At 67.8% G+C, this 21,390-nt stretch carries 21 protein-coding genes and 1 pseudogene; 8 read left to right on the plus strand and 14 right to left on the minus strand.

Annotated elements, in window-relative coordinates; translation table 11 throughout:
- Window positions 1–35 precede the first annotated feature (35 nt).
- Together FX134_RS07615 and FX134_RS07620 are read right to left on the minus strand one after the other, a co-directional pair.
- Window positions 36–1,625 (minus strand): helix-turn-helix transcriptional regulator, encoded by a 1,590-nt coding sequence (locus tag FX134_RS07615; protein ID WP_232050872.1) that lies wholly within the window; start codon window positions 1,623–1,625, stop codon window positions 36–38.
- Window positions 1,622–3,445, minus strand: coding sequence for an ABC-F family ATP-binding cassette domain-containing protein (locus FX134_RS07620; RefSeq protein ID WP_080799958.1), 1,824 nt, complete (start codon window positions 3,443–3,445; stop codon window positions 1,622–1,624). Before FX134_RS07620 ends, FX134_RS07615 begins: the two co-directional genes overlap by 4 nt.
- Before the next feature lie 500 nt (window positions 3,446–3,945).
- Here FX134_RS07620 and FX134_RS14785 point away from each other — a divergent pair.
- A pseudogene (locus FX134_RS14785) lies at window positions 3,946–4,731 on the plus strand (FAD-binding protein); the annotation flags it as partial.
- A 229-nt stretch (window positions 4,732–4,960) separates the two neighbouring features.
- Window positions 4,961–5,743: an FAD-binding protein gene (locus tag FX134_RS07630; RefSeq protein WP_232050873.1), complete on the plus strand. Its 783-nt coding sequence runs from the start codon at window positions 4,961–4,963 to the stop codon at window positions 5,741–5,743.
- Between the two features lie 76 nt (window positions 5,744–5,819).
- Here FX134_RS07630 and FX134_RS07635 read toward each other — a convergent pair whose 3' ends face one another.
- The 7 genes from FX134_RS07635 to FX134_RS07665 all read right to left on the minus strand — a co-directional run bounded on the left by FX134_RS07635 (window position 5,820) and on the right by FX134_RS07665 (window position 10,783).
- Window positions 5,820–6,119 (minus strand): hypothetical protein, encoded by a 300-nt coding sequence (locus tag FX134_RS07635; RefSeq protein WP_080799961.1) that lies wholly within the window; start codon window positions 6,117–6,119, stop codon window positions 5,820–5,822.
- A complete protein-coding gene (locus FX134_RS07640; RefSeq protein ID WP_172623417.1) occupies window positions 6,068–6,328 on the minus strand; it encodes a LysR family transcriptional regulator in 261 nt (86 codons plus the stop codon). Before FX134_RS07640 ends, FX134_RS07635 begins: the two co-directional genes overlap by 52 nt.
- A 72-nt stretch (window positions 6,329–6,400) precedes the next feature.
- Window positions 6,401–7,522: a DUF1648 domain-containing protein gene (locus FX134_RS07645; RefSeq protein WP_232050994.1), complete on the minus strand. Its 1,122-nt coding sequence runs from the start codon at window positions 7,520–7,522 to the stop codon at window positions 6,401–6,403.
- The gene (locus tag FX134_RS07650) at window positions 7,522–8,043 is read right to left on the minus strand and encodes a GntR family transcriptional regulator (RefSeq protein ID WP_080799967.1); all 522 of its coding nucleotides are present in this window, start codon (window positions 8,041–8,043) and stop codon (window positions 7,522–7,524) included. The genes FX134_RS07645 and FX134_RS07650 overlap by 1 nt, the downstream gene beginning before the upstream one ends.
- 19 nt (window positions 8,044–8,062) lie before the next feature.
- The gene (locus FX134_RS07655; protein WP_172623418.1) at window positions 8,063–8,392 is read right to left on the minus strand and encodes a DUF1648 domain-containing protein; all 330 of its coding nucleotides are present in this window, start codon (window positions 8,390–8,392) and stop codon (window positions 8,063–8,065) included.
- A gap of 25 nt (window positions 8,393–8,417) precedes the next feature.
- Window positions 8,418–10,016, minus strand: a complete 1,599-nt coding sequence (locus tag FX134_RS07660) for a putative ABC transporter permease subunit (protein ID WP_080799974.1) — start codon at window positions 10,014–10,016, stop codon at window positions 8,418–8,420.
- The gene (locus tag FX134_RS07665) at window positions 10,013–10,783 is read right to left on the minus strand and encodes an ABC transporter ATP-binding protein (RefSeq protein ID WP_080799978.1); all 771 of its coding nucleotides are present in this window, start codon (window positions 10,781–10,783) and stop codon (window positions 10,013–10,015) included. Before FX134_RS07665 ends, FX134_RS07660 begins: the two co-directional genes overlap by 4 nt.
- A 121-nt stretch (window positions 10,784–10,904) precedes the next feature.
- Here FX134_RS07665 and FX134_RS07670 point away from each other — a divergent pair, with 121 nt between their 5' ends.
- Entirely contained in the window at window positions 10,905–11,867 is a 963-nt protein-coding gene (locus tag FX134_RS07670; protein ID WP_080799984.1) for a CPBP family intramembrane glutamic endopeptidase, read from the plus strand.
- A 138-nt stretch (window positions 11,868–12,005) separates the two neighbouring features.
- Here the strand turns inward: FX134_RS07670 and FX134_RS07675 are convergent, their stop codons facing one another.
- Together FX134_RS07675 and FX134_RS07680 are read right to left on the minus strand one after the other, a co-directional pair.
- On the minus strand, window positions 12,006–14,255 hold the full coding sequence (locus tag FX134_RS07675) for a molybdopterin-containing oxidoreductase family protein (RefSeq protein ID WP_080799987.1): 2,250 nt from the start codon (window positions 14,253–14,255) through the stop codon (window positions 12,006–12,008).
- Between the two features lie 17 nt (window positions 14,256–14,272).
- Window positions 14,273–14,926 carry a 4Fe-4S dicluster domain-containing protein gene (locus FX134_RS07680; protein ID WP_080799990.1) on the minus strand — a complete coding sequence of 218 codons (654 nt, stop codon included), beginning with the start codon at window positions 14,924–14,926 and terminating at the stop codon, window positions 14,273–14,275.
- 358 nt (window positions 14,927–15,284) lie between these two features.
- Here FX134_RS07680 and FX134_RS07685 point away from each other — a divergent pair, with 358 nt between their 5' ends.
- Window positions 15,285–16,001, plus strand: coding sequence for a Crp/Fnr family transcriptional regulator (locus FX134_RS07685; RefSeq protein WP_080799993.1), 717 nt, complete (start codon window positions 15,285–15,287; stop codon window positions 15,999–16,001).
- Between the two features lie 184 nt (window positions 16,002–16,185).
- Here the strand turns inward: FX134_RS07685 and FX134_RS07690 are convergent, their stop codons facing one another.
- A complete protein-coding gene (locus tag FX134_RS07690; protein WP_080799995.1) occupies window positions 16,186–17,568 on the minus strand; it encodes a DHA2 family efflux MFS transporter permease subunit in 1,383 nt (460 codons plus the stop codon).
- Between the two features lie 165 nt (window positions 17,569–17,733).
- Here FX134_RS07690 and FX134_RS07695 point away from each other — a divergent pair, with 165 nt between their 5' ends.
- Window positions 17,734–18,393 carry a DUF1648 domain-containing protein gene (locus FX134_RS07695; protein ID WP_080799999.1) on the plus strand — a complete coding sequence of 220 codons (660 nt, stop codon included), beginning with the start codon at window positions 17,734–17,736 and terminating at the stop codon, window positions 18,391–18,393.
- The gene (locus tag FX134_RS14565; protein ID WP_172623419.1) at window positions 18,390–18,542 is read left to right on the plus strand and encodes a hypothetical protein; all 153 of its coding nucleotides are present in this window, start codon (window positions 18,390–18,392) and stop codon (window positions 18,540–18,542) included. Before FX134_RS07695 ends, FX134_RS14565 begins: the two co-directional genes overlap by 4 nt.
- Window positions 18,543–18,708: 166 nt before the next feature.
- Here the strand turns inward: FX134_RS14565 and pth are convergent, their stop codons facing one another.
- Together pth and FX134_RS07705 are read right to left on the minus strand one after the other, a co-directional pair.
- A complete protein-coding gene (gene pth, locus FX134_RS07700; protein ID WP_080800002.1) occupies window positions 18,709–19,266 on the minus strand; it encodes an aminoacyl-tRNA hydrolase in 558 nt (185 codons plus the stop codon).
- Window positions 19,267–19,337: 71 nt separating this feature from the next.
- Window positions 19,338–20,303 carry a ribose-phosphate diphosphokinase gene (locus FX134_RS07705; protein WP_080800005.1) on the minus strand — a complete coding sequence of 322 codons (966 nt, stop codon included), beginning with the start codon at window positions 20,301–20,303 and terminating at the stop codon, window positions 19,338–19,340.
- A 206-nt stretch (window positions 20,304–20,509) separates the two neighbouring features.
- Between FX134_RS07705 and FX134_RS07710 the strand changes: the two genes are divergently transcribed.
- Both FX134_RS07710 and FX134_RS07715 read left to right on the plus strand, forming a co-directional pair.
- A complete protein-coding gene (locus FX134_RS07710) occupies window positions 20,510–20,884 on the plus strand; it encodes a translation repressor RelB (protein WP_080800008.1) in 375 nt (124 codons plus the stop codon).
- Window positions 20,877–21,374: a type II toxin-antitoxin system VapC family toxin gene (locus tag FX134_RS07715; RefSeq protein WP_080800011.1), complete on the plus strand. Its 498-nt coding sequence runs from the start codon at window positions 20,877–20,879 to the stop codon at window positions 21,372–21,374. Before FX134_RS07710 ends, FX134_RS07715 begins: the two co-directional genes overlap by 8 nt.
- Window positions 21,375–21,390: the final 16 nt, after the last annotated feature.

Below are 21,390 nucleotides of genomic sequence, written 5' to 3' on the forward strand. Positions count from 1 at the left end.
ACCGGCGCTCGCGCCTTCCGGCTGGGGCGGGGCAGCTACTCGGAGGCTTCGCGCGTTTCGGCCATCTTGTCCAGCAGCTCCTGTTTGGTGTGCACGTCAACCTTGCGGTACACGATGCGCGTGTAGTTCCTGATGGTGTTCTCGGAATAGTTGAGCGCCTCGGCTATGAAGCTGCGGCTGCGCCCCTGCGCGATCAGCGACACGATGGCCGCTTCCGTGTCGCTCAAGCCGTAGCAGCGGGCGAAGGCGTCTTCCGAGGGGGCCGCACCAGGCACCGACACAGCCTCGCGCGGCACCGCGCGCAGCGCGTCCAGCTCGAACCCCACGGGGCGGTCCCCCATGAAGTTCGGCCGCATGACCAGCGTGGCCTCCACCAGCACCAGAAGCGCCATGACGATGAGCAGCCCCAGGCTATGATCGAGCGCCGAACCCACCAGGTACACCACGATGCGCCCGACGGCCATGCACAGCAGCGATCCGCCGTACACCGCCGCGTACACGAGCGTGGTGGGCCAGTGCACGTGCCGGGCGATCAGGTAGGTGAAGAACACGACCGGGATGTAGAAGCAGGTGACGGCGTTCGTCAGCAGGAACGTGCTGGCCTCCTCCGACCCCTCCCAACCGCTCATGAGAAAGCAGATGCTGGCCATCATGAGCGCGTTTTGGAAGAGCCAGTAGCCGGGAAGCTTGAACGCACGCCCGCGCACCAGCACGAGCCACACCACGAACGCGATGAGCACCACCACCAGCACCTGGTGGATCGAGCGCACCGTCTGGGACAGCTCGCGCAGGCGCCCATCAGGGTAGCCCAGCGCGAGCCCCAGCAGAAACGCGTACAGGAAGAAGGCGGCCACCACCTGCAAGGCGCCCATTCGCAGCGCGCCCGACTCGTACAGGGCGTCCGCGCCCGGAGCCTTGCCAGCCGCGTCGACGCGCCCGGATGTGGAGGGCTCCTTACGCCCGGTTCGCTCGTCGAGCCTGGTCATGGCCTGCCAGTAGGCGTACACCGACAGAGCGGGCACGAACAGGTTGATCATGCCGGCCACGACGTCGTCCAGGTAGCCCATCACCAGCGAAAGCGCGCACGACAGGGCCAGGCCTCCCGCCGCGTAGAAGAACGCTTGGCCGGGCTTCAGCCGTTCCAGGAAGAATATCCAGATCATCTCGCCGCCCACCAGGCCTATCCCGCCCACCACCACGCGCATGGCCTCGAAATCGGTGGTGTTGAAGAACAGGTCCAGCAAATAGAGCACGCTTGAGGCGGTCATGAGCACGAACCCCGACCACACGAACACGCCCCGCGTGGCGCGCGAGAAGCCGGCCTTGTATACCAGCAGCACGAGCAGGGCCATCACCGCTACGCGCGCGATATTCGCCCCCACCGTCACCATGCCCACGTCGGCGGAGAAATGCAGGTTGTAGAAGTTGAACTGGTACCACAGGCGATAGATGCCTATGCCGAAGAATGCGAAGATGAGACCAGACAGAAACGTGGACTTGAACGCCGCGAACGAACCGGTATGCAGATACCGGTCCACCGCAAGCGAACGCGCTCGGCTCTCGCTTTCCTCCCCATGTCCCATGCAGGGATTGTACCACAGGGCGTCCAGGACCCTTGCGGTCACTCCCCCAGCTTCTCGGCGGCTTCGAGCCATTCCTCTTCGAGAGTGTCAACCTGGGATTGCAGGTCGTTGATCTGGGATTGGAAGTCGCCGAGGGCGCCGAAATCCGTCGGGTCGGCGGCGGCCATCTGCGCGCGCACGTCGTCCACCTTCGCGCGCAGTGTCTCCATCTTGCGTTCGTTCGATTGCATGAGCTTGCGCAGCGCGCGGATCTCGCCGCCGGATAGGCGCGCTTCGCTCTCGTCGGCAGGTGCGACCGCAGCGGCAGGAGCCGCCCCGCCCGTTCCCGGCCGCTCCGCCGCCTCGCGCTCGGCCGCGAGTCGCAGGTATTCCTCCACCCCGCCTGGCAGGTGGCGCACCTTCCCGTCCAGGACGGCGAACTGATGGTCGGTCACGCGCTCCATGAGGTAGCGGTCGTGCGTGACCAGCAAGAGCGTGCCCGGCCACGCGTCCAGCAGGTCCTCCACCGCGGCCAGCATGTCGGTGTCCAGGTCGTTACCCGGCTCGTCCAGGATGAGCACGTTCGGCTCGTCCAGCAGGATCATCATGAGCGCCAGGCGCCGCTTCTGCCCGCCGGACAGGTCGCACACCGGCTCGTTGAGGTCGGCGTTCGAGAAGCCCAGGCGCTCGAGCAGCTGCCCCGGCGTCATCTCCTTGCCGTCCAGCATAGTGCGGCGGCTGTAGCGGCCCGCCACCTGGCGTACGCGGTCGTCGCCAAGCGCGGACAGGTCGTCCAGATGCTGCGAGAGCACGGCGAAGCGCACGGTCTGGCCGATCTTCACCCGGCCGGCGCTCGGCTTCTGCAAGCCCTGGATCACGCGCAGGAGCGTCGTCTTGCCCGCGCCGTTCGCGCCGACGATGCCGTAGCGGTCGCCCGGGCCGATGATCCAGTCCACGTCGTCGAGCACCGTGCGGCTGCCGCCGTCCTCGCCGTCGAAGCGCACGGTCACGTGCTCCAGGTCCACCACCTGCTTGCCGAGGCGCGCCATGGCCATGCGCTTGAGCTCCAGGTCGTTGCGCAGGGGCGGCACGTCGGCGATAAGCTCCTGGGCTGCGGCCACGTGGAACTTCGGCTTCGTCGCGCGCGCCCGCGCCCCGCGCGAGAGCCACGCCAGCTCGCGGCGCAGCGCGTTCTGCCGCTTCTGCTCGGCGAGCGCCGCCAAGCGGTCGCGCTCCACGCGCTGCATGATGTAGGCCGAGAAGCCGCCTTCGAACGGCTCCACCGTGCGGTCGTGCACCTCCCACATGCGCGTGCACACCTCGTCGAGGAACCAGCGGTCGTGCGTGACCACCAGAAGCGCGCCCTGCCCCGCGCGCCAGCGGCGCTTCAGGTGCTCGGCCAGCCACGTGATGGCGCGCACGTCCAGGTGGTTGGTGGGCTCGTCGAGCGCGAGCACATCCCAGTCGCCGATGAGCAGCCGCACGAGGTCCACCCGTCGCCGTTGCCCGCCCGAGAGCGTGCCCACCCACGCGTCCCACGGGATGTCGCGCGCAAGCCCCGCGATGATGTCGCGGATGCGCGCGTCGCCCGCCCACTGGTACTCCGGCATATCGCCCACCACAGCCTCGCGCACGGTGGCGTCGTCGGGAAGCGCGTCGGTCTGCCCGAGCACGCCCACGCGCACCGCGCCGTTCTTCAGCACGCGTCCGTCATCGGGCTCGAGCGTTCCCGCGAGCAGGGCCAACAGCGTCGATTTCCCGTCGCCGTTGCGGCCCACGATGCCGATGCGGTCGCCCTCGTCCACGCCCAGCGACACGCTGTCGAACACCGTCTTCGTGGGGAATTCCACCCGCACCTTCTCGCATCCTAGCAGAAACGCCATGTGATCCCGTCCCTCGCGATTGCACGTTCGCGCTCCATGATAGCAAACCGCAGGCGCACCGCCGCGCCAGAGGGCCGCGATACCGTGTAATTGCCCCTGCATGAGAACCGTCCAGAAGTTCGGCCGTCGATTCACGCCACGGAAATCCGTGATTCTTGCATCGAATGACGGTTCTGCGTGGGGCGAGGCCCCTTTTCCACGCATATCGACCGTCCTCAGAACTCACATGGATGCATGCGGAATGCCGACCAGGTGAAACGTCGCGAACGCACCCTGCGGCCGCGCGCAAAACCGTCACTCGATGCGCTTTCGAGCCATTCCCTTGGCGCAACCCGCTGCCCTTCCGAAAGAAATTCCGCACCGGGCGCCGTTTTTCGTTCATGCGCCGCGCACCTTCCGCCCGCGGCGCGGTCTTCCCTGCATTCTACCAGGTCGCCGCGCCCGTATCATGAAGGCAACGCCCCAGGGAGGGGGCATCCGTCCGACCAAGGAGGAACATCATGCAAGACGAAACCAAGCACGCGCTCAGTCGCCGCAGCTTCTTCAAAGCGGCCGCCACGGCCACCGTCGCCACGGCCGCGGGCAGCGCGCTCGCCGCGTGCGCCCCGGCGGCCAAGTCGCCAGAGGAAACCGGCGGCGCGAACGACAAGGCCAAAGCCGCGTTCGAGGCGGCGGCCGCGCCCATCGATCCCGTCGAGCCTCCGGCGACGTGGGATTTCGAGGCCGACGTCATCGTTGTGGGATCGGGCGGCGGCGGGCTCACCGGCTCGGTGCGCCTCGCGGACGCCGGCAACAAGGTGATCCTGCTGGAGAAGAACGAGAAGACCGGCGGCACGTCGGCGTACGGCGGCATGTTCGTGAACCTCGGCGGGCACCGCATGGCCGACGAGGCGGAATGGGCCTTCCCCGTCTACCCCTACGACCCGAACGCTGTGGTGACCTACATCAACGACCTGCAGCAGATGACGGTCGATCCGGAACTCCTGTACGCGATGGCCGTCGAGGGTCCCAAGTGCATCGACTGGATGGCCGACGCGATGGAGGTTCCCTGGGCGCCGTCGAGCAAGGGCCCGTCCGGCATGAAGAGCCTGTACTGGGAAGGCCAGATCACGGCCAAGAACTCCATCGAGATCAACCACTACCCCTTCGAGATGATGACCGAAACGGCCAAGAAGCACGGCGTGGACATCCACACGGGCACCGAGGCGCTCGCGCTGGTCATGGACGGCGGCGCCGTGGTGGGCATCAAGGCCAAAACCGCCGACGGCGAGAAGTTCTACCGCGGAGCGAAGGGCGTGCTGCTCACGGCCGGCGGCTTCGAGATGAACCGCGCGATGCTGGCGAAGTACACACCGAACTGCCTGCGCGGCATCGTGAACGTGGCCACCGCCCTACAACGACGGCGCGTGCATCCGCATGGGCCTGGGCGCGGGCGCCGACCTCTCCGGCTACGAGTCGGTGGCCTGCTTCGACGGCAGCGTGGAGTGGGAGCCCTACGACGAGTTCGCCACCACCATGTTCGCCCACGTCAACAAGGACGGCAACCAGGCGGTGCGTCAGCCGTGGCTGCTCATCAACCGCATGGGGCAGCGCGTGCCGTTCCTCAGCACGGCCGGCTCGTCCTACCCGTTCATGAACACCGACCCCGACTCCCTGATCACGGCCCTCACCGACCAGGGCGCCATGGAGATGAGCCAGCCGGGCGGGCGCGCCTACGTGTGCTTCGACTCGAAGTTCGAGCAGCTGGTGGGCGACAACTACTTCAAGCAGTCCGTGTGCCGCGTGGGCAAGGTCATCCCTGAGGACGACCCGCTCATCGACCGCGTGCCCGAGTGGCAGCGCGACTGGCGCAACGCGTTCCAGCTCATGGTGGACGCGGGCGCGGTGAAGGAATGCGACACCATCGAGGAGCTTGAGCAGGAGCTCGGCCTACGCGAAGGCGTGCTGGTGAAGGCCGTCGAGGACTGGAACAAGGCCTGCGAGGCCGACGAGGACCCCGTGCCCACGTACAAGTACGATCCCGAATGGCTCATCCCCATCAGCGAGCCGCCGTACTACGGCGCGAAGATCGGCGGCAACCTGTTCGCCACGAAGTGCGGCCTGCGCATCAACCCGAAGATGCAGGTCGTGGACACGGAGGGCGCGGTCATCCCCGGACTGTACGCCGGCTGGCACACCGCCGGCGGCTCCAACGGCGAGAACAACATCGCCGGCAAGCCGTTCAACGGCATCTACGGCGACGTGGGCCTGTCGTTCGTGGGCGGCTACATGGCAGCCGGCAGCATCATCGGCGAGTAGGCGCCCAGCCCCGCCGCCTCGCACGTCCCGCCCCGCGTCGCCCTCCCCGGCGCGGGGCTTTTCGCGCCACCGAGCCTCACGCCGCGCAGGCCGCCGCGCGCAGGCGCTCCAGAAACGCGAACCCGCAGGCATCGAGCCGAGCAGGGTCGCTCAACACGTGCAGCTCGCAGGGCACCGAGAAGTCCTCCACCTCGAATATCCTGATGTCGGGGCTCTCGCGCAGCCCCGAGCGCGAGCCGGCCAGCGCCACGCCGAACGTCTCGCCCAGCCCCGACAGGTAGAGGTCCAGGTAGTTCGCGCAGGGCTGGTTGTCCGGCTCCACCATCACGCCCGCATGAGCGAAGTAGTCGGCCACCGTCCGGCCCGCGTCCACCATGTTCTGCGAATTGCCCAGCAGCAGCGTGTAGCCCTCCAGGTCGCAAGCGCCCCGTTGCGCTTCACGGTGAGCGGCGCGCCCACCTCGTCTTCGAGCGCGCGGATGTGGGCGCGCAGCGCGGGCTGCGACACGAACAGCTCTGACGCCGCCTGGGCATAGTTGAGCGTGCGCGAGAACGCCAGGTACTCCTTCAGGTAAGCGGTTTCCAACAGGCCATCCCCTCCCCCTCCTCCTGTTGGAACACACTATACCAGACCGGCTTCGCCGACCGCCATCGCCCCCTACACCAGCGCCATGACGGCCACGATGAAGCCGGTCGTCACTACCAGGATGCCTGCCACGATGGCCCAGGTCGCGGGGCGGGCGAAGTTGAACGTCCAGCCCACGCCGAAGCGCTCGGGCAGCACGAAGGCGGGGTCGTCGGGGTTGACGTAGAAGATGCCGAGCTTCCAGTGCTCGTCGTCGTCGGCCAGCAGCGTGTCGGAGCCCTGCATGCGCTTGAACACGCGCGAGCCGGCCTGCCCGTACACCACGCCGAGGACGAGCGAGCCCACCACGATGGGCACTGCCAGCGCCATGATCACGAGCCCCGCCTGCCCCAGCGAGACGACCTCCATCGCCGCAAGCTCGAACAAGATGCCGATGCCGCCCGTCAGCAGAAGACCTGTCACCAGCAGAAACACGCTCTGCGCGCGGGCGAACAGGCCGTAGGCCAAAGCGGAGGTGGCCGGCGCGCCCGGCTCGGCCCACTTCTTCGACTTGAGGATGGTCCAATGCGAGAACGCCATGGTCGCCGCCAGGAACAGCTGCACGAGCACGGGGAACGCCACCACCATCGGGCCCTTCGGCGCCCAGTCGTTCACGGTGCCGTCGAAGTTGGCGTGCATGGGGATCATGTCGGGCATGTGCGGGTAGCCCACGATGGCGATGCCCACCGTGATCAGGATGATCGGCAGGTACAGCAGGTTCCATGCAAGCGAGATGGCGCGCGGCACGTCGCCCTCGCCCACCACGGCCACGGCCTCCTGGGCCCGCGCCTCCCAACCCTGCGCGCGCTTGTAGGCCTTCGTCTTGGCGCGGTAGCGCAGCATGAGGGCGTAGCCGCCCAGCATGATGGCCAGCGTGCCCGCCGCGAGCACGACGATGATGGCCGCCTCGTCCTCAGCCAGCGCCGCGGCGAAACCGGCGGCTGTGAGCACGGCCGTGACCGCGCCCATGATGAAGGCGTAGCGTCGCTTGAGTCCGCGCAGGTAGGGGTCGCGCTGCGCCGACGCGGGCACCGTGACGGCGAACACCTCGCCGCGGCGCTGCAGGTAGGGGGTCACCGCCATAAGGATGCCCATGACGGGCAGCAAAAGCGCCATCATGAGCATCATCGACGCCATGCCGAAGGCCTCGTCCATCACGCGAGCCCTCCCTCGGCACCCGCGCCGACCGGGGCCGCCCCCGTGCCCGCCCGCGCGTCGCGCCGCTGCGCCGCGCGCTCGCGAGCCGCGCTCTCAGAAGGCGCCGGGTCGACGTCCGCACGCTCGAGCGCGGCGTACGCGCGGGCCGCCTGGGCGCTCGCGCACTCCAGGAACTCGCCGCGCGATCCGCCGCGGGCGCGGTGCGCGAGCGCCAGCTCAAACAGGGAATCCTCCATCTTGGCCAGCTCCATCTGCGCGCGGTCGGCGCGGTCGTCCTCGCAGGGGTCGGCGATGTAGGCGCCGCTGCGGCCGCGCATGAGCACGTAGCCCTCGTCGCGCAGCACCGCGTAGGCCTTGTTCACCGTGTGCAGGTTGATGCCGAGGTCGCCCGCGAGCGCGCGCACGCTGGGCAGCGCGTGCCCCGGCGCCAGCTCGCCGCGCGCGATGGCCGCGATGATCTGCCCGCGTATCTGCAGGTACAGCGGCTCTTCCGACTTCTGGTCGATGCGGATGATCATGCGCGCGCCTCCTCTCCTCTCAGAACAGCACCCCGTTCACCACGAGGCCGAACACGCCTATCGCCATGCCGATGGCGGCTATCAAAAGGGCCAGCTTCTGGCGCGAGGCGCCGAACCACACCGCGCCGAACAGCCCGAGCCCCGCCGTAGCCAGCACGGGGACCCACTTCGGCGCCCAGGTGTTCACCTGCCCGTTCAGACCGAACTGCATGGCCACCTGGTCGGGCAGCAGCACCCATTGTAGCGCAGCAAGCGCCGCCGCGGCCACACCGAGAACGATGGCCACCGCCAATCCCGAGCGCCCCTCGAGGGCGGTGCCCTCGTACCTGCTCATGCTCTTCCTGCTCATGACACCCTTCCTTCCCTGCCCCGCATCACGAAGCATATCCCTTCCGCAGCGTCTCGCGCCACAGCAGAAGCGACGCCGCAGCCACCACGGCCGCCACGGCGAACGCCGCCAGAGGGCCGCCGAACAGCGACGCCGCCATGCCCACGCCCGCCAAAACCATCCCGCCGAACACCACGGCGAACACCGGCATGCCGCGCTTCACCGGCTCGTACACCGTCGTCCAGTCGTAACGGGGCCAGCGAGCGTCAAGCGCCAGGCCCAAAAACGTGGAGAACAGCGCGAACGCCAGCGGCACCGCGAACAGCGCCGCCACGGCAGGCGCGTCCAGGGGGTTGGCAAGGGCCAGCAGCGCGCCGCCCACCAGCACCGTGGGCACCGCGAACAGCAGGTTCACCGCCGCCTTCGCGCCCAGCACCGTGCGCGCGGGCACCGGGGCCGTCTGCATGAGCCAGCGCGCCGAGCCCTCGAGCGACACCGACGGCGCCGTGGTGGACGAGATGCCCACGCAGAAGGCCACCGTCCACGGCAGCATCGCCCCCACCATCGGCGCCAGCTCGGCCGGAATCGCGTCGAGCGACAAGGCGCCCGTGGCGAGCGCGACCGCCTCCGCCGCCGCGCCCACGACCACCAGCACGTAGCCCATGCAGCCGTTCAGCAGGTACACCGGGGTGGCCAGCAACAGCCTCAGCTCCTTCGCCACCAGGGCGCGGAAAGGCGTGCGCACGCCCGCGCGGGCACCCTTCCCGGCGGCGTCGAACGAGAACGTCGCGTGGGAGCGCGTGGACATGAGCAGCGCGTTCACCGGAACGAACAGACGCGTCAGCACAAACACCAGCACGAGCGCCGCCGCCACGTTCACGACCGCGAACAGGCAAAACGCCAGCGCATCGCCGTGCGCGACGCCCTCGGCGGCCCAGGCGGCCGGCGGGTACGCCTGCACGAGCAGATCGGACTTCGCGGCCCCCATCTGCGCGAGCGCGTCGAGGTCGTCCATCTGCCCTTGGCCCGACAGCAGCAGGGCCCCTGCGATGACGGCGAGCGTCGCGGCCAGCATCAGCACCACCATCACGATGTTCGCATGCCTGAAGCGCGACGAGAACGCGGCGATGAGCGCCGCCAGCGCCACGGCCACAGCCAGCGGGGCCAGCGGGGCCAGCACGACGGAGAGCGCCATGAACGCCACGCCCACGGCCGTCACGCCCACGTTGGCCGCGTACACGCAGAATGCCGGCACCATCACCAGCAGGCCGAACGCCAGGCTCATGGCGTAGAGCGACGCGATGCGCGACAGCACCACCACGGCCGTGGGCACGGGCAGCGACATGACCAGGTCGTAATCCTTGAACGCGAACAGCATGCCGTTCGCCTTGAGGAACGCCGCCACGCCGCCGGCCACCGCGCCCACCAGCACGGCCACCGCAGGGATGGCGTCCGCCAGCCCCAGCCGCACCAGCGCGCCGGCGACGCTCGTCACGTACAGCGCCACCAGCGCCACGATGCCCGCCGCGCCCACGGCGACCAGCGCCAGCGTCCGCCTCGCCTTGTCGGCGTTCGCGTGCAGCGCCTTGTTGATGCCGAACAGGCCCAGCAGCTGGATTTTCACCAAGAGGACGAACGATTTCACGACCGGCCCCCTCGCTCGCCTTCCGGCCGCCCGCCGGCGGCGGCCGCGTCCTGCTCGATCATGTCGAGGAACACGTCCTCCAGGCTGTCATCGCCCACCACCTCGGCCGTGGGGCCGCACGCGCGCAGCCGCCCCTGCTTGATGATGGCCACCTTGTCGCACAGCTTCTCCACCACCTCCAGCACGTGGCTGGAGAAGAACACGGCCGAGCCGCGGTCGGCCAGCTCGCGCAGCATCTCCTTCACGTGGAACGACGCCTCCGGGTCGAGGCCGACGAACGGCTCGTCCAGCACGAGCAGCACGGGCTCGTGCACGAGCGCGCCGATGAGCACGAGCTTCTGGCGCATGCCGTGGGAGTACGACGAGATGAGGTCGCCCAGCGCGGAGGTGAGGCCCAGCCGGTCGGCGAGCACCTCGATGCGCGCGCGACGCAGGTCGGCGGGCACCTCGAATATGTCGGCGAGGTAGTTCAGGTACTGGATGCCCGTGAGGAACTCGTAGACGTCGGGGTTGTCGGGCACGTAGGCGGTGACCCGCTTGCACGCGAGCGCATCGGTGCGCACGGAGCGCCCCGCGATGCGGATGTCGCCCTCGTCGAAGCCGCCCACGCCCACGATGGCGCGGATGAGCGTGGTCTTGCCCGCGCCGTTGTGCCCGACGAAGCCGAAGATGTCCCCCGGCATGACCTCGAGCGACACCCCGTCCACCGCGCGCTTGTCGCCGAACGTCTTCACTACCTGGTTGACCGAGAGCACCGGAGAATCCATGCGACTTCCTTTCCTTGCCTGTTTGTTATATTTATGCTATAACAGATGGAACAAGAAAGCAAGTGCCAATGCACAAACAAATGTTTCACGTGAAACATCGAGCGGAAGAGAGGCGGAAGACATGAAGCGCATCGCGGTGTTCTTGGCAGTGACGTTCGCTCTGACGTGGGCGTACGAGTTCGGGGTGGTGTACCCGGTGTCGTCGGGGGCCATCGTCGGCGTTCCGCCCGTCGCCACGCAGCTCGTCACCGGCGCAGCCATGCTCTTCCCCGCCATCGGCGTGCTCATCACGCGCCTCGTCACGCGCGAGGGGTTCAAGAACAGCGTCATCAAGCCGCGCGGGTTCAAGCGCACGTGGCCGTGGTTCCTCGTGGCGTGGTTCGCGCCGGCGGCGCTGGCCTGCGCGGGTGCGGCCGTGTACTTCGTCGCGTTCCCGCAGGACTTCGACCCCTCGATGTCGCTCATCCTGGCCACCGCGCAGCAGCAGGTGGAAGCGACGGGCGGCGCGCAGGTGACCGCCGACGCGCTGCGCTCGATGCTGCTCATGCAGCTGCCGTTCGCCGTGCTCATGGCGCCTGCGCTCAACATCGTCACGACGTTCGGCGAGGAGTGGGGCTGGCGCGGCTACCTGGTGCCGAAGGTGGCCGCCAAGATGCGCATCGTGCCGACGCTGCTGGTCACGGGCGTAATCTGGGGCCTGTGGCACGCGCCGCTCACTGTGATCGGCCACAACTACGGCATGGGGTATCTCGGCTGGCCCGTCACGGGGATCCTCGCGATGTGCGCCTTCTGCATCGTGATGGGCATCTTCCTCACCTACGTCACCGTGCGCACGGGCAGCTGCCTGGCCGCCGCCATCGGGCATGGCGCGATCAACGGCTTCCTGAACGCCGTGGTGATCTTCTCGGCCACCGGCGGCAACCCCTTCGTGGGCCCGCTCGCCACCGGCATCGTGGGCGGCAGCGCCTTCATCGTGGCGGCGGCCGTCATGCTGTGGGACCTCCGCCGCCGCGAGAAGGCCGGCACCCTCGCCATGCCGAAGGCGGGCCTCCCCGACGACATGACGAAAGCCGACCTCGCCTAACCGCCCGGTCACCGCACACCTGCCAAGCCTCATCTTCGCTCCAAAAACACGCCTCAGCGCACGAGGCGTGTTTTTGGAGCGAAGATGTGCGGAATCGAACGGGAGCCTCGGCCGCACGGCCAAGGCTCCCTCTCATCCCTACAGGTTGACCTTCCCCTTCCCCGTGCGCTCCACCTCGCAGAGGCCGGAGCGGAAGGGCGGGAAGCCGGTGATGGGGTCGAAGTCGCGCGTGGTGAGCAGGTTGATGTCGGCCTGATGCCAGCCGTGGAAGACGTCCACCGCGCCGGGCAGCACGAGGTTCGTGAGCTCGGCCTTCATCGTCACCTCGCCGAACTGGTTGAACACGCGCACCTGCGCGCCGTCGGTGATGCCGCGCGCCTCCGCGTCGTCCGGGTGCAGGCGCACCACCGGGTCGGGCATGAACTGGTTGAGCCACGGCAGGTCGCGCAGCTTCGAGTGCGTGTAGTACGGCACGCGCGAGCCGCTGTTCAGCACCAGCGGGTAGTCCTTCGCCTCATCGGGCGTGCTCACGGGGCTGTGCACCGGTTCCTCGTACACCGGCAGGCCATCGAAGCCGTACTGCTTCAGAATCTCGGACACGAACTCTATCTTGCCCGTGGGCGTGTTGAAGCCGGGCTGGCCGTCCTTGCGCAGCAGGCCCTCGGCGTACTTGCGCTCGCCCTTCACGCCGCCCGGCACCTCGTAGCCCTCGGGATGCTGCCGCAAAAGCTCCAGCGAGATGTCGATGCCCGCGCCCTGGTACATGTCGTCGAGCGCCGCCTCCACGCTGCCGCCGTAGCACTCCTCCGTAAAGCCCAGCGCGCAGCCGATCTCCAGGATGATCCGCCAGTCCTCGCGGCACTGGCCCGCCGGCTCCACCACGGGGTCGCGATGCCATATCTTGCGGCCGAAGACGGCGGGCGGGGCCATGCGCTCGTAGCACATGGCGGCCGGCAGCAGCATGTCAACCAGATCGTGCGTCCAAGGGCGCATGTAGTAGTCGATGGCCACGGTGAACTCCATGTCCTGGATGGCCTTCTGGTACTCGGGCGTCTGCGGCCACATCATCGAGTTCACGCCCAGCAGCACGCCCGCGCGGATCTTGCCATCGGCCACCAGTTCCGGCAGGTGCGCGGTCTGGATCATCTTGAAATAGTGCGCCCACACCGGGAAGTCGTCCTTGTCCAGGCGCTTGTCCTGCAGGCCCTTCTCGTCGTACATCTTCTCCAGGCGGAACGCCGCGGTGGACGCCGAGTAATCGAACGGCAGCCCCGGCCCCATGGCCAGGCCGCCGGCTACATCGATGTCGCCCGTGAGCGCGATGATGGAGTACACCGCGCGCTGGAAGTTGCCCACGTTGGTGGCGTGGCATGCGCCCGCCGAGCTGGACACCAGCGTGGCCGGCGAGTTCTCGCAGATCAGATGCACCGCTTCCTCAAGCTTGGCGGCGGGCACCCAGGTGATCTCCTCCACGCGCTCCGGCGTGAACTCGGCCGCGTAGGCCGCCAGCTCGTCGAAGCCGTGCGTCCACTGCTCCACGAACTCCTTGTCGTAGAGGCCGTCGCGGATCATGATGTTGATGAAGCCGAGCGCCAGCGCGCCGTCGGTGCCGGGACGCAGCTGCAAGTGGATGTCGGCGAGGCCGGTCACCGTGGGCGTGATGCGCGGGTCCACGATGACGAACTTGCAGCCGCGCTCCTTCTGCTTCATCATGGCGCCGAAGCGGTACGGCTGCGACCAGGCCGGATTGAGCGACCACACCAGGCAGCTGGCCGTGGCGTCCGTGGGGTCGGAACCCATGGTGAGCTGCCCCGTGACCAGCTGCGAGCACATCCAAGTAGCCGCCGCGCACGTGGAGCTCTCCGTGCCGTAGGTTGGCGAGCCGAACAGCGTGGCCAGGCGCTGCATGGCTCCGCGCGGCTCCTTCGGGTCGCCGCAGTAGAACAGCACGGCCTCCGGGCCGCTTTCCTCCTTGATGCGGTTGAACTCGCTCGCGATGCGCGCGTACGCGTCGTCCCACGAGATGGGCTCCCACTCCGGCGCGCCCGTGCCCTTGGCGTTCGTGCGCGCCATCGGGTACGTGATGCGGTGCGGGTCGTAGAGCTCCTGCAGGCTGGAGACGCCCTTGGCGCAGATGGGCGACGCGGGGTACTGGTCGCGCGACTCCACGCGCACCACCTTGCCGTCCTTCACGCTGGCGGCGATGCCGCACTTCGGCACGTGGTTGCACATGTCGCAGTACGTGTACTTGACCTCGACGGGCGCCTCCTCGGCGATGGCGCCCTCCGGGTGGACGATGTCGTAGCCGCCGGCCACGAGCGCGGCCCCGGCGACCGCCGCCGAGCCCTTCAGAAACGTGCGGCGGGAAACGTTGCAGTAGTCGGTCATGATGATCCCCTCTCCCCCTATTCGGCCTTCTCCGGCGCGTACGGCGCGTCGGACGGCAGCGCCTCGAGCGGCATGCCGTCCACCGGACGGTAATAGAACGACGTGTCGTCGATGCGCGCCACTGCCTCGTCGCCGGCGATGAACTTCGACACCGGGCTCTCCGGATCGTCCAGGTCGCCGAAGTAGCGCGCGCGGCCCGGGCAGTTCACCACGCAGGCCGGCTGCTTGCCCTCGGCCAGCCGCGCCTCGCAGAAGATGCACTTCTCGGCCACCAGCTCGCGCTGCACGCCGTACTTCTCGTAGGGCGCGGGCACGTCGGCGCCGAACAGGTTCTCGCTTTTGCGGTTGAGCTTGCGCGCGCCGTACGGGCACGCCGCCAGGCACATTCCGCACGCGATGCACTTCTCGTAGGCGATGACGGTGATGCCGTCGTCGCGTCGGACGCTCGCGCCCGTGGGGCACGCGTCCACGCACTCCGGCTTCTCGCACTGCATGCACGCATGCGGCACGTACGCGCGACCGCTCTCTCCCACCTTCGTGCCCCATTCGCACACGTCCAGGATGTTCCACGAAACGCCGGGCTTCTGGTTGTTCTGCATCTGGCACGCCACCACGCACGCGCCGCACCCCGCGCACCTGCGCAGGTCGATGGCCATTCCGTACTTCGTCATCCCCTTGTCCTCTCTCCTCGCTTTCCCCCGGGCGCGCGAACCGCGCCCGCTACCGCGCACTCTACGACGAAGCGAGGGCGCGTTCCAGACGCGTCCGCAACAACGGAAACCAAGGTTTCGCGCACCCGCGAATCTGGCGTACGCCAGGTTTGAGACAAAGGGTCGGGTCACCTGCCGACCCCGATCTTCGCTCCGAAAACACGCCTCAGCGCACGAGGCGTGTTTTCGGAGCGAAGATCGAGATTGCGGCCGTCGAGGCTCGCCGCGCGTGCCATTGTCCCCAGGCTCTTTGTCTCGTCCGTCCGAAAGTGCTAGTATTCCCGTGGGACATGAGCGCCGCGAAGCCTGAGGGGGATCCATGGCGACCGAAGAGGACTACCGTTCCATCCTGATACCCACGCAGCCGTTCCGGCGGCTGAGGATAGCCGACTACAAGGACCAAGGCCGCAAGAAGAAGCTGTTCAAAGGCGAGTACATCCGCACCAGCGCGAAAACCATCGACGACTTGTACTATTACTACATCGACGAGGGGCAGATCGTGGCCACGTTCGAGCAGGAATCGGGCGAACCCGCGCCGCTGTACTGGCGCAACGCCGGCAACGCATTCTCCGCCGAGTACAACGACTACGCGTCGATCGGGCGGTACAAGGCGCGGTTCATCGCCGCGAAGAACACCGTGCTGTTCGCGTTCACGCAGCGCCAGCTCTACGAGCTCATGCGCGAGGACGCCGAGCTGTTCTACGAGTTCGTGAACGTGTGCCATATGTCGTTCGCCCAGATGGGGCACCGGATCAGCAACACCGGCTACCAGTCGTCCACCAAGCGCATGACCATGTGGCTGCAGAAGCTCTGCGCCACGCAGGCGCCGCTTGCCGACGGCACCTTCGACATCCCCTGCAACCTCACGCTGCAACAGCTCTCCGAGCTGCTGTCCATCCACATCACCACCTGCACGAAGCTGGTGGCCGCGCTCGAGGCCGAGGGCGTCATCGAGCGCACGCGCACGCACATCCGCATCCTCGATATGCCGAAGCTCGTGCACTACAGCGCCGAGGACAGCTCGATCGCGTACTGAATGAGGCAAAGGGACGGGGCGCGCCTTGTCATCCTGAGCGGAGCGACCGAAGGGAGCGGAGTCGAAGGATCCCGTGCGGCGCCAGCTGTGACGCTTCTCGCTGACGCCGCCTGGGATCCTTCGACTCCGCGCTTCGCGCTGCGCTCAGGATGACATCCGGCGCCTTTCATGGCGCGGTCCTTCCCTAGCGCACCTTCGCGACGATGAAGCCGAGGGTGGCCACGGCCATGACGGCCGAGAAGCCGAAGGCCAGCTGGTAGGCGAGCGCCGGGTTCGCCAGCCCCGCCGCCGACGCGCCCACTGTGGCGATGATGAACACCATGGCCGACGTCCCCAGCGACGCGCACGCCTGGCGCGTCGCGATGCAGAACGACGAGCCGTCGGCCACGTGCGGGCGCGGCAGCTGCGCGAGGCTCCACGACGTGAGCGGCCCCACCAGGCCCGACACGCCCACGGCGCGCACCGCCTGGCAGAGCGTGACCAGCCAAAGCGGCGTGTCCGCGTCGAGGAACGACATGAGCACCGCCCCTGCCGCCAGAAACGCGCCCGACACGAGCGCGACCGGACGCACGCCCACCTTGTCGGTGAGCACGCCCGCCAGCGGGTTGAGCAAAAGCGCGCACACGGTGCCGGGCAGCAGCACTACGCCCGCGTCGAGCGCCGTGCCGCCGCAGAGCCCTTCCACATACAGCGGCACGATGAGCGTGACGCCCATGAACGAGGCGTTGAGCAGGTTCTGCGCGATGAATCCGGCGCGGTACTGGCGCGAGTCGAAGATGCGCATGCTGATGAGCGGGTCGTCCACGCGGTTCTGCCGGCGCACGAACAGCACGAGGAAGAACGCCCCCAGAACAAGCGGCGTCCAGATGAAGGGGCTGTCGAGAGAGAAGCTGCTGGCGTCGGAGAACGCGAGCAGAAGGCCGCCGAACCCGAGCGTGGAGAGCGCGAGCGACGCCACGTCGAGGCGCGCGTCTTTGTCGGGCGCGGCCGAGGGCCTGATGAGCGCCGCTGCGGCCACCGCGAGCATGACGAGCGCCGCCACGAGCACGATGAAGAAGCTGCGCCACCCGAAGGCGAAGCTCATGGCCCCGCCGATGGTGGGCCCGATGTTGGGCGCGAAACCCATCGCGATGCCCGCGATGCCCATGGCCGTGGCCTGGCGGCCGCGGGGGAAGCGCGTCATGGCGATGGTCTGCATGAGCGGCATGAGCATGCCGGTGGACACCGCCTGCAGCACGCGCCCCGCCAAGAGCACGCCGAAATTGGGCGCGAAGAGGTCGGCCAGCGCGCCGGCCAGGAAGAACGCGAGCGCGATGAACACGTGCTGGCGCACCGAGAAGCGCCGCGAGAGGAACGTAGCCACCGGCACGGTGACGCCCAGCACGAGCATATAGCTGGTAGTGAGCCATTGGCCGAGGTCGACGGCCAGGCCGAACTCGCCCATGATGTCGCCGAGCATGGCGTTGACCGCCGTCTGCGAGAGGTTGCCCGACGCGGAGGCCAGCACCACGACGGCGAACAGGCTGTACACCGCCGCCCTCCCCTGCTTCTGCCGCTCCTCGTCCACGCCGCCTCCTTCGTCCGTCGCAACGCCGTCGCGGCGCGCGAAGCCCCAGTATATCCCAACCAACCGGCCCTCGACGCGCCGCGCCGTTCGCCCTGCCGCCCATTGCGCCGCAATCGCCGGTCAGATATACTTAGCATTGCTAAATTAGCAAGCGAGGAGGCCGAGATGGACGCTCTGAAAACCGATCTGAACGGCGAAGGTGCCAAGCCGCAGCCCGTTCGCTACGGCCGCATCGCGGTGCTCGCCGCGCTCGCCGTGCTCCCGCTCGTGGTGACCGCCGCCGCACAGCCCCTGCTCCCCGACACAGTGCCGGTGCACTTCGACGTGGACGGCCCCGATCGCTGGGGATCGAAGGCCGAGCTGTTCGTGGGCGCGGGCATAATCGCCGTCCTCGAGCTCGCGGTGGCCCTCCTGTTCGCCGTCCTCGAGCGGCAGCGGGCGGCCGGGCGCGAGGACTGGATCGTGTCGGGCAGCTTCAACGGCCGCATGTCGTTTCCCGTGGTGGCGGGCGCGTTCGCCGTGCTCGACCTGTTCCAGGCGGCGAGCGTGGCCATGTGCTTCGGCGAGGCCGGACTCGCCGTGCCCGTCGATCCGGGGAAGCTGTACGTGTACGCGCTCCTCGGGATAGTCCTCCTCGCCATGTTGGCGCCGGCGCTCTACATGCTCGTCACCGGCAAGGGCCTCTCGCTTGTGAACTTCCATCCCGGCTCGAGCGAGCTGGAGCGGAAGATGGGTGCCGACACGCAGCAGGCGCGCGCCATCGGCGGCCTGCTGCTGTTCCTCGCAGCGTTCGTCGCCGTGGAGTTTTTGCTGGTGGTCAAATGACCGAGAAGCCGCTGTGCATTCCCATCAAAGTCCACTGGACGCTCGCGGTGCTCGCGGGGCTCTTCGACGCGCTCATGATCGCGCTGCTCGCCGGCATCGCCCTGGGCACGCACAAGGCGCGTATCCGCATCGAGCGCGCCGAGCGCTAGCGCCGCGCCGGTTGTCATCCTGAGCGGAGGCCGTAGGCCGAAGTCGAAGGATCCCGCGCGGCGTCAGCAGGCAGTCTCCCCGTTGGCACCGCGCGGGATCCTTCGACTCCGCGCTGACGCGCTCCGCTCAGGATGACAAAAGGGAGCAGACCAGGCGCGCCGAGCGCTAGTTGAACGCCTGCTGGGTCTTCTCGAGCCCCACCTGCACGAGCGAGAGCGCCGCTTGCGCGCCACGGTCCACGGCGTAGGCGAAGTCCTCGGCGGCCTCCTTGCGCGGAAGCGACAGCACGTAGTCGGCCACGTTCATGCGTCCGGGCGGCCGTCCTATGCCGATGCGCACGCGGAACCAGTCGCGCGTGCCCAGCTTGTCGCAGATGGAGCGCAGGCCGTTGTGCCCCGCGTGCCCGCCGCCGAACTTCACGCGCACGGTGCCGGGGTCGATGTCCAGCTCGTCATGCACGACGATGAGGTGCTCCGCGTCCACGCCGTACGCGTTCATGAGCTGCTTCACCGGGCCGCCCGACGTGTTCATGTAGCTCTGCGGCTTGGCCAGCACCAGGTCGCAGTCGCGGTAGACGCCCTTGGCCGTGAGCGAGCCGCACTCCGTCTTCCAGTAGCGCGCGCCCACCTCGCCCGCTATAGCGTCCACCGTGTCGAATCCGGCGTTGTGGCGCGTGTGCGCGTATTCCTCGCCCGGATTCCCCAGGCCCACGATCAGGTACATCGGTTGCGTTTCCCTTTACTCATCGAAAATGTCACAAAAGGGGACTGTCCCCTTTTGTGACATTCGGGGCATTACTCGAACAGCGAGGCCACGGAGCCGTTGCTGTAGACGTTGTTGATGGTCTTCGCGAACAGCGGGGCCACGGAGAGCACCTTCACCTTGCCGGTCTGGCGCTCAAGCGGCACGGGCACGGCGTTGGTCACCACGACCTCCTCGATGCACGAGTTGGCGATGCGATCGTACGCCGGGCCGCTGAACAGGCCGTGCGTCGCGCACGCGTACACCTCGGCGGCACCCTTCGCCTTGAGCGTGGTGGCGGCGGCCACGAGCGAGCCCGCCGTGTCGATCATGTCGTCGTTCAGGATGCACACCTTGTCGGTCACGTCGCCGATGAGCGCCGTGATCTCGGCCTGGTTATGCTTCGGGCGGTCCTTGTGCATGATGGCGATGTCGCAGTCCAGCATGGTGGAGAACTTCTTGGCGGCCTTCGCGCGGCCCACGTCGGGCGACACGACGCACAAACGCTCCTTGTCCAGCCCCATGTTCTTGAAGTAGTCCACGAAGATGGGCATGGCCGTCATGTGGTTCACCGGCAGGTCGAAGAAGCCCTGGATGGCGTCCTGGTGCAGATCGATGGTGATGACGTTGTCCACCCCCGCCGCGGCCAGCAGGTCGGCCACCAGCTTGGCGGTGATGGGCTCGCGCGGCGCGGCCTTGCGGTCCTGGCGAGCGTAACCGTAGTGCGCGACCACGGCCGACACGCTGCGGGCCGAGGCGCGCTTGGCGGCGTCGGTCATGATGAGCAGCTCCATGAGCGCGTCGTTCACGTCGTAGCGCCCGCCGCTGCACACCGACTGGATGAGGAACACGTCGGCGCCGCGCACGCTCTCCTGGTAGCGCGCGTAGATCTCGCCGTTGGCGAACTGCTCCAGCTTCACGTTGCCGAGCGATGCGTTCAGCTCGCGGGCGATCTCGTCGGCGAGGCCGGGATTGACCGACCCCGAGAACAGGGCCATGCTCTTCTGCACTTCCGTCATTGCGTGCGCTCCTTCGCGTTTCCCCGGGTCGCCGCGCCCCGCAGCGTCCCCCCGTGTCTGCGCACTATTGTATCCGCAGACGATGCGCCCGCACAGGCAAAACCGACGCTTCTACGCAGATTGAGCGTAAGGAATCGGCGGCGCTTTCCGCGCCCCTTGCACTGCTGATTGTGCTATACTGTATAGCCAGAAGATCGGAGGAGCACATGGCATCAGACACCGTGCAGATGAACACGCGCATCGGGCGCGCGCTCAAGGACAACGGCGACGCGGCGCTCGAGCGGGCGGGCTACTCGCCCTCGCAGGCGGTCCGCAAGCTGTGGGAGTTCGCCGCGCGCAACGCGCACAACCCGCGCGCCATCCAGAACCTGCTCGAGGATGAGGACGAAGCGGCCCGCAGCGAAGCCGAAGAGGAGCGCGCGCGAAGGCGGGAGGTCGCCCTCAGAGGGGCGAACATCATGGCCGAAGCGTACGAACGGCTTGGAATCACGCCTTCGGACTGGACGAAGAACGCGTCCTACGAAGAGATGCGCGACTACGCCCTGCTCGAGCGCCTTAGGGAACGGGGCCTCGATGGCTAGCCAACAGTCCACCCTTCTCGTCGACACGAACGTCTGGCTCGACTATTATCTGCCCAACAGGCCAGGACACGCCGAGGCGCTCTCATTCATACTGTTCGCATACGAGCACGGTTATCCGTTGCTGTACCCTGCCGCCATCGTCAAAGACGTGTTCTACCTTACCGCGAACGCATTCAAGCGCGATATGCGCAACGAGACAGGCACGCTCACCGAACGCGACGCGGCGGCGGCATCGGCAGGAGCTTGGGGATGCGTGCTCCACCTGCGCGAGCAGGCCACCGCCGTGGGTGCCGACGAGTCGGATTTGTGGATGGCGTGCAAGCTGCGCAGCGTCCATAACGACCTGGAGGACAACCTGATCGTGGCCGCCGCCGAGCGCGCGAGCGCGACGTACCTGATCACCAACGACGAGGCTCTCATCAAGCACTCCCCCGTCGCCGCCCTCACCCCCAGCGACGCCCTCGCACTGCTGCAAGCCAAAATGGCATAAAAGGGGACAGTCCCCT

The organism is Arabiibacter massiliensis, from assembly GCF_902386925.1.
Classification (GTDB): Bacteria; Actinomycetota; Coriobacteriia; order Coriobacteriales; family Eggerthellaceae; genus Arabiibacter; species Arabiibacter massiliensis.

Excerpts from the sequence above, each read along its gene's own strand:
- FX134_RS07655 (WP_172623418.1), bottom strand. The coding sequence starts at position 8,392 with ATGAGCAGGAAGAGCATGAGCAGGTACGAGGGCACCGCCCTCGAGGGG.
- FX134_RS07710 (WP_080800008.1), top strand. The coding sequence starts at position 20,510 with ATGGCATCAGACACCGTGCAGATGAACACGCGCATCGGGCGCGCGCTC.
- pth (WP_080800002.1), bottom strand. The coding sequence starts at position 19,266 with ATGTACCTGATCGTGGGCCTGGGGAATCCGGGCGAGGAATACGCGCAC.
- FX134_RS07620 (WP_080799958.1), bottom strand. The coding sequence starts at position 3,445 with ATGGCGTTTCTGCTAGGATGCGAGAAGGTGCGGGTGGAATTCCCCACG.
- FX134_RS07680 (WP_080799990.1), bottom strand. The coding sequence starts at position 14,926 with ATGACGAAGTACGGAATGGCCATCGACCTGCGCAGGTGCGCGGGGTGC.
- FX134_RS07670 (WP_080799984.1), top strand. The coding sequence starts at position 10,905 with ATGAAGCGCATCGCGGTGTTCTTGGCAGTGACGTTCGCTCTGACGTGG.
- FX134_RS07630 (WP_232050873.1), top strand. The coding sequence starts at position 4,961 with ATGTTCGCCCACGTCAACAAGGACGGCAACCAGGCGGTGCGTCAGCCG.
- FX134_RS07715 (WP_080800011.1), top strand. The coding sequence starts at position 20,877 with ATGGCTAGCCAACAGTCCACCCTTCTCGTCGACACGAACGTCTGGCTC.
- FX134_RS14565 (WP_172623419.1), top strand. The coding sequence starts at position 18,390 with ATGACCGAGAAGCCGCTGTGCATTCCCATCAAAGTCCACTGGACGCTC.
- FX134_RS07705 (WP_080800005.1), bottom strand. The coding sequence starts at position 20,303 with ATGACGGAAGTGCAGAAGAGCATGGCCCTGTTCTCGGGGTCGGTCAAT.
- FX134_RS07665 (WP_080799978.1), bottom strand. The coding sequence starts at position 10,783 with ATGGATTCTCCGGTGCTCTCGGTCAACCAGGTAGTGAAGACGTTCGGC.
- FX134_RS07685 (WP_080799993.1), top strand. The coding sequence starts at position 15,285 with ATGGCGACCGAAGAGGACTACCGTTCCATCCTGATACCCACGCAGCCG.
- FX134_RS07645 (WP_232050994.1), bottom strand. The coding sequence starts at position 7,522 with ATGGACGAGGCCTTCGGCATGGCGTCGATGATGCTCATGATGGCGCTT.
- FX134_RS07695 (WP_080799999.1), top strand. The coding sequence starts at position 17,734 with ATGGACGCTCTGAAAACCGATCTGAACGGCGAAGGTGCCAAGCCGCAG.
- FX134_RS07650 (WP_080799967.1), bottom strand. The coding sequence starts at position 8,043 with ATGATCATCCGCATCGACCAGAAGTCGGAAGAGCCGCTGTACCTGCAG.
- FX134_RS07635 (WP_080799961.1), bottom strand. The coding sequence starts at position 6,119 with ATGGTGGACGCGGGCCGGACGGTGGCCGACTACTTCGCTCATGCGGGC.
- FX134_RS07675 (WP_080799987.1), bottom strand. The coding sequence starts at position 14,255 with ATGACCGACTACTGCAACGTTTCCCGCCGCACGTTTCTGAAGGGCTCG.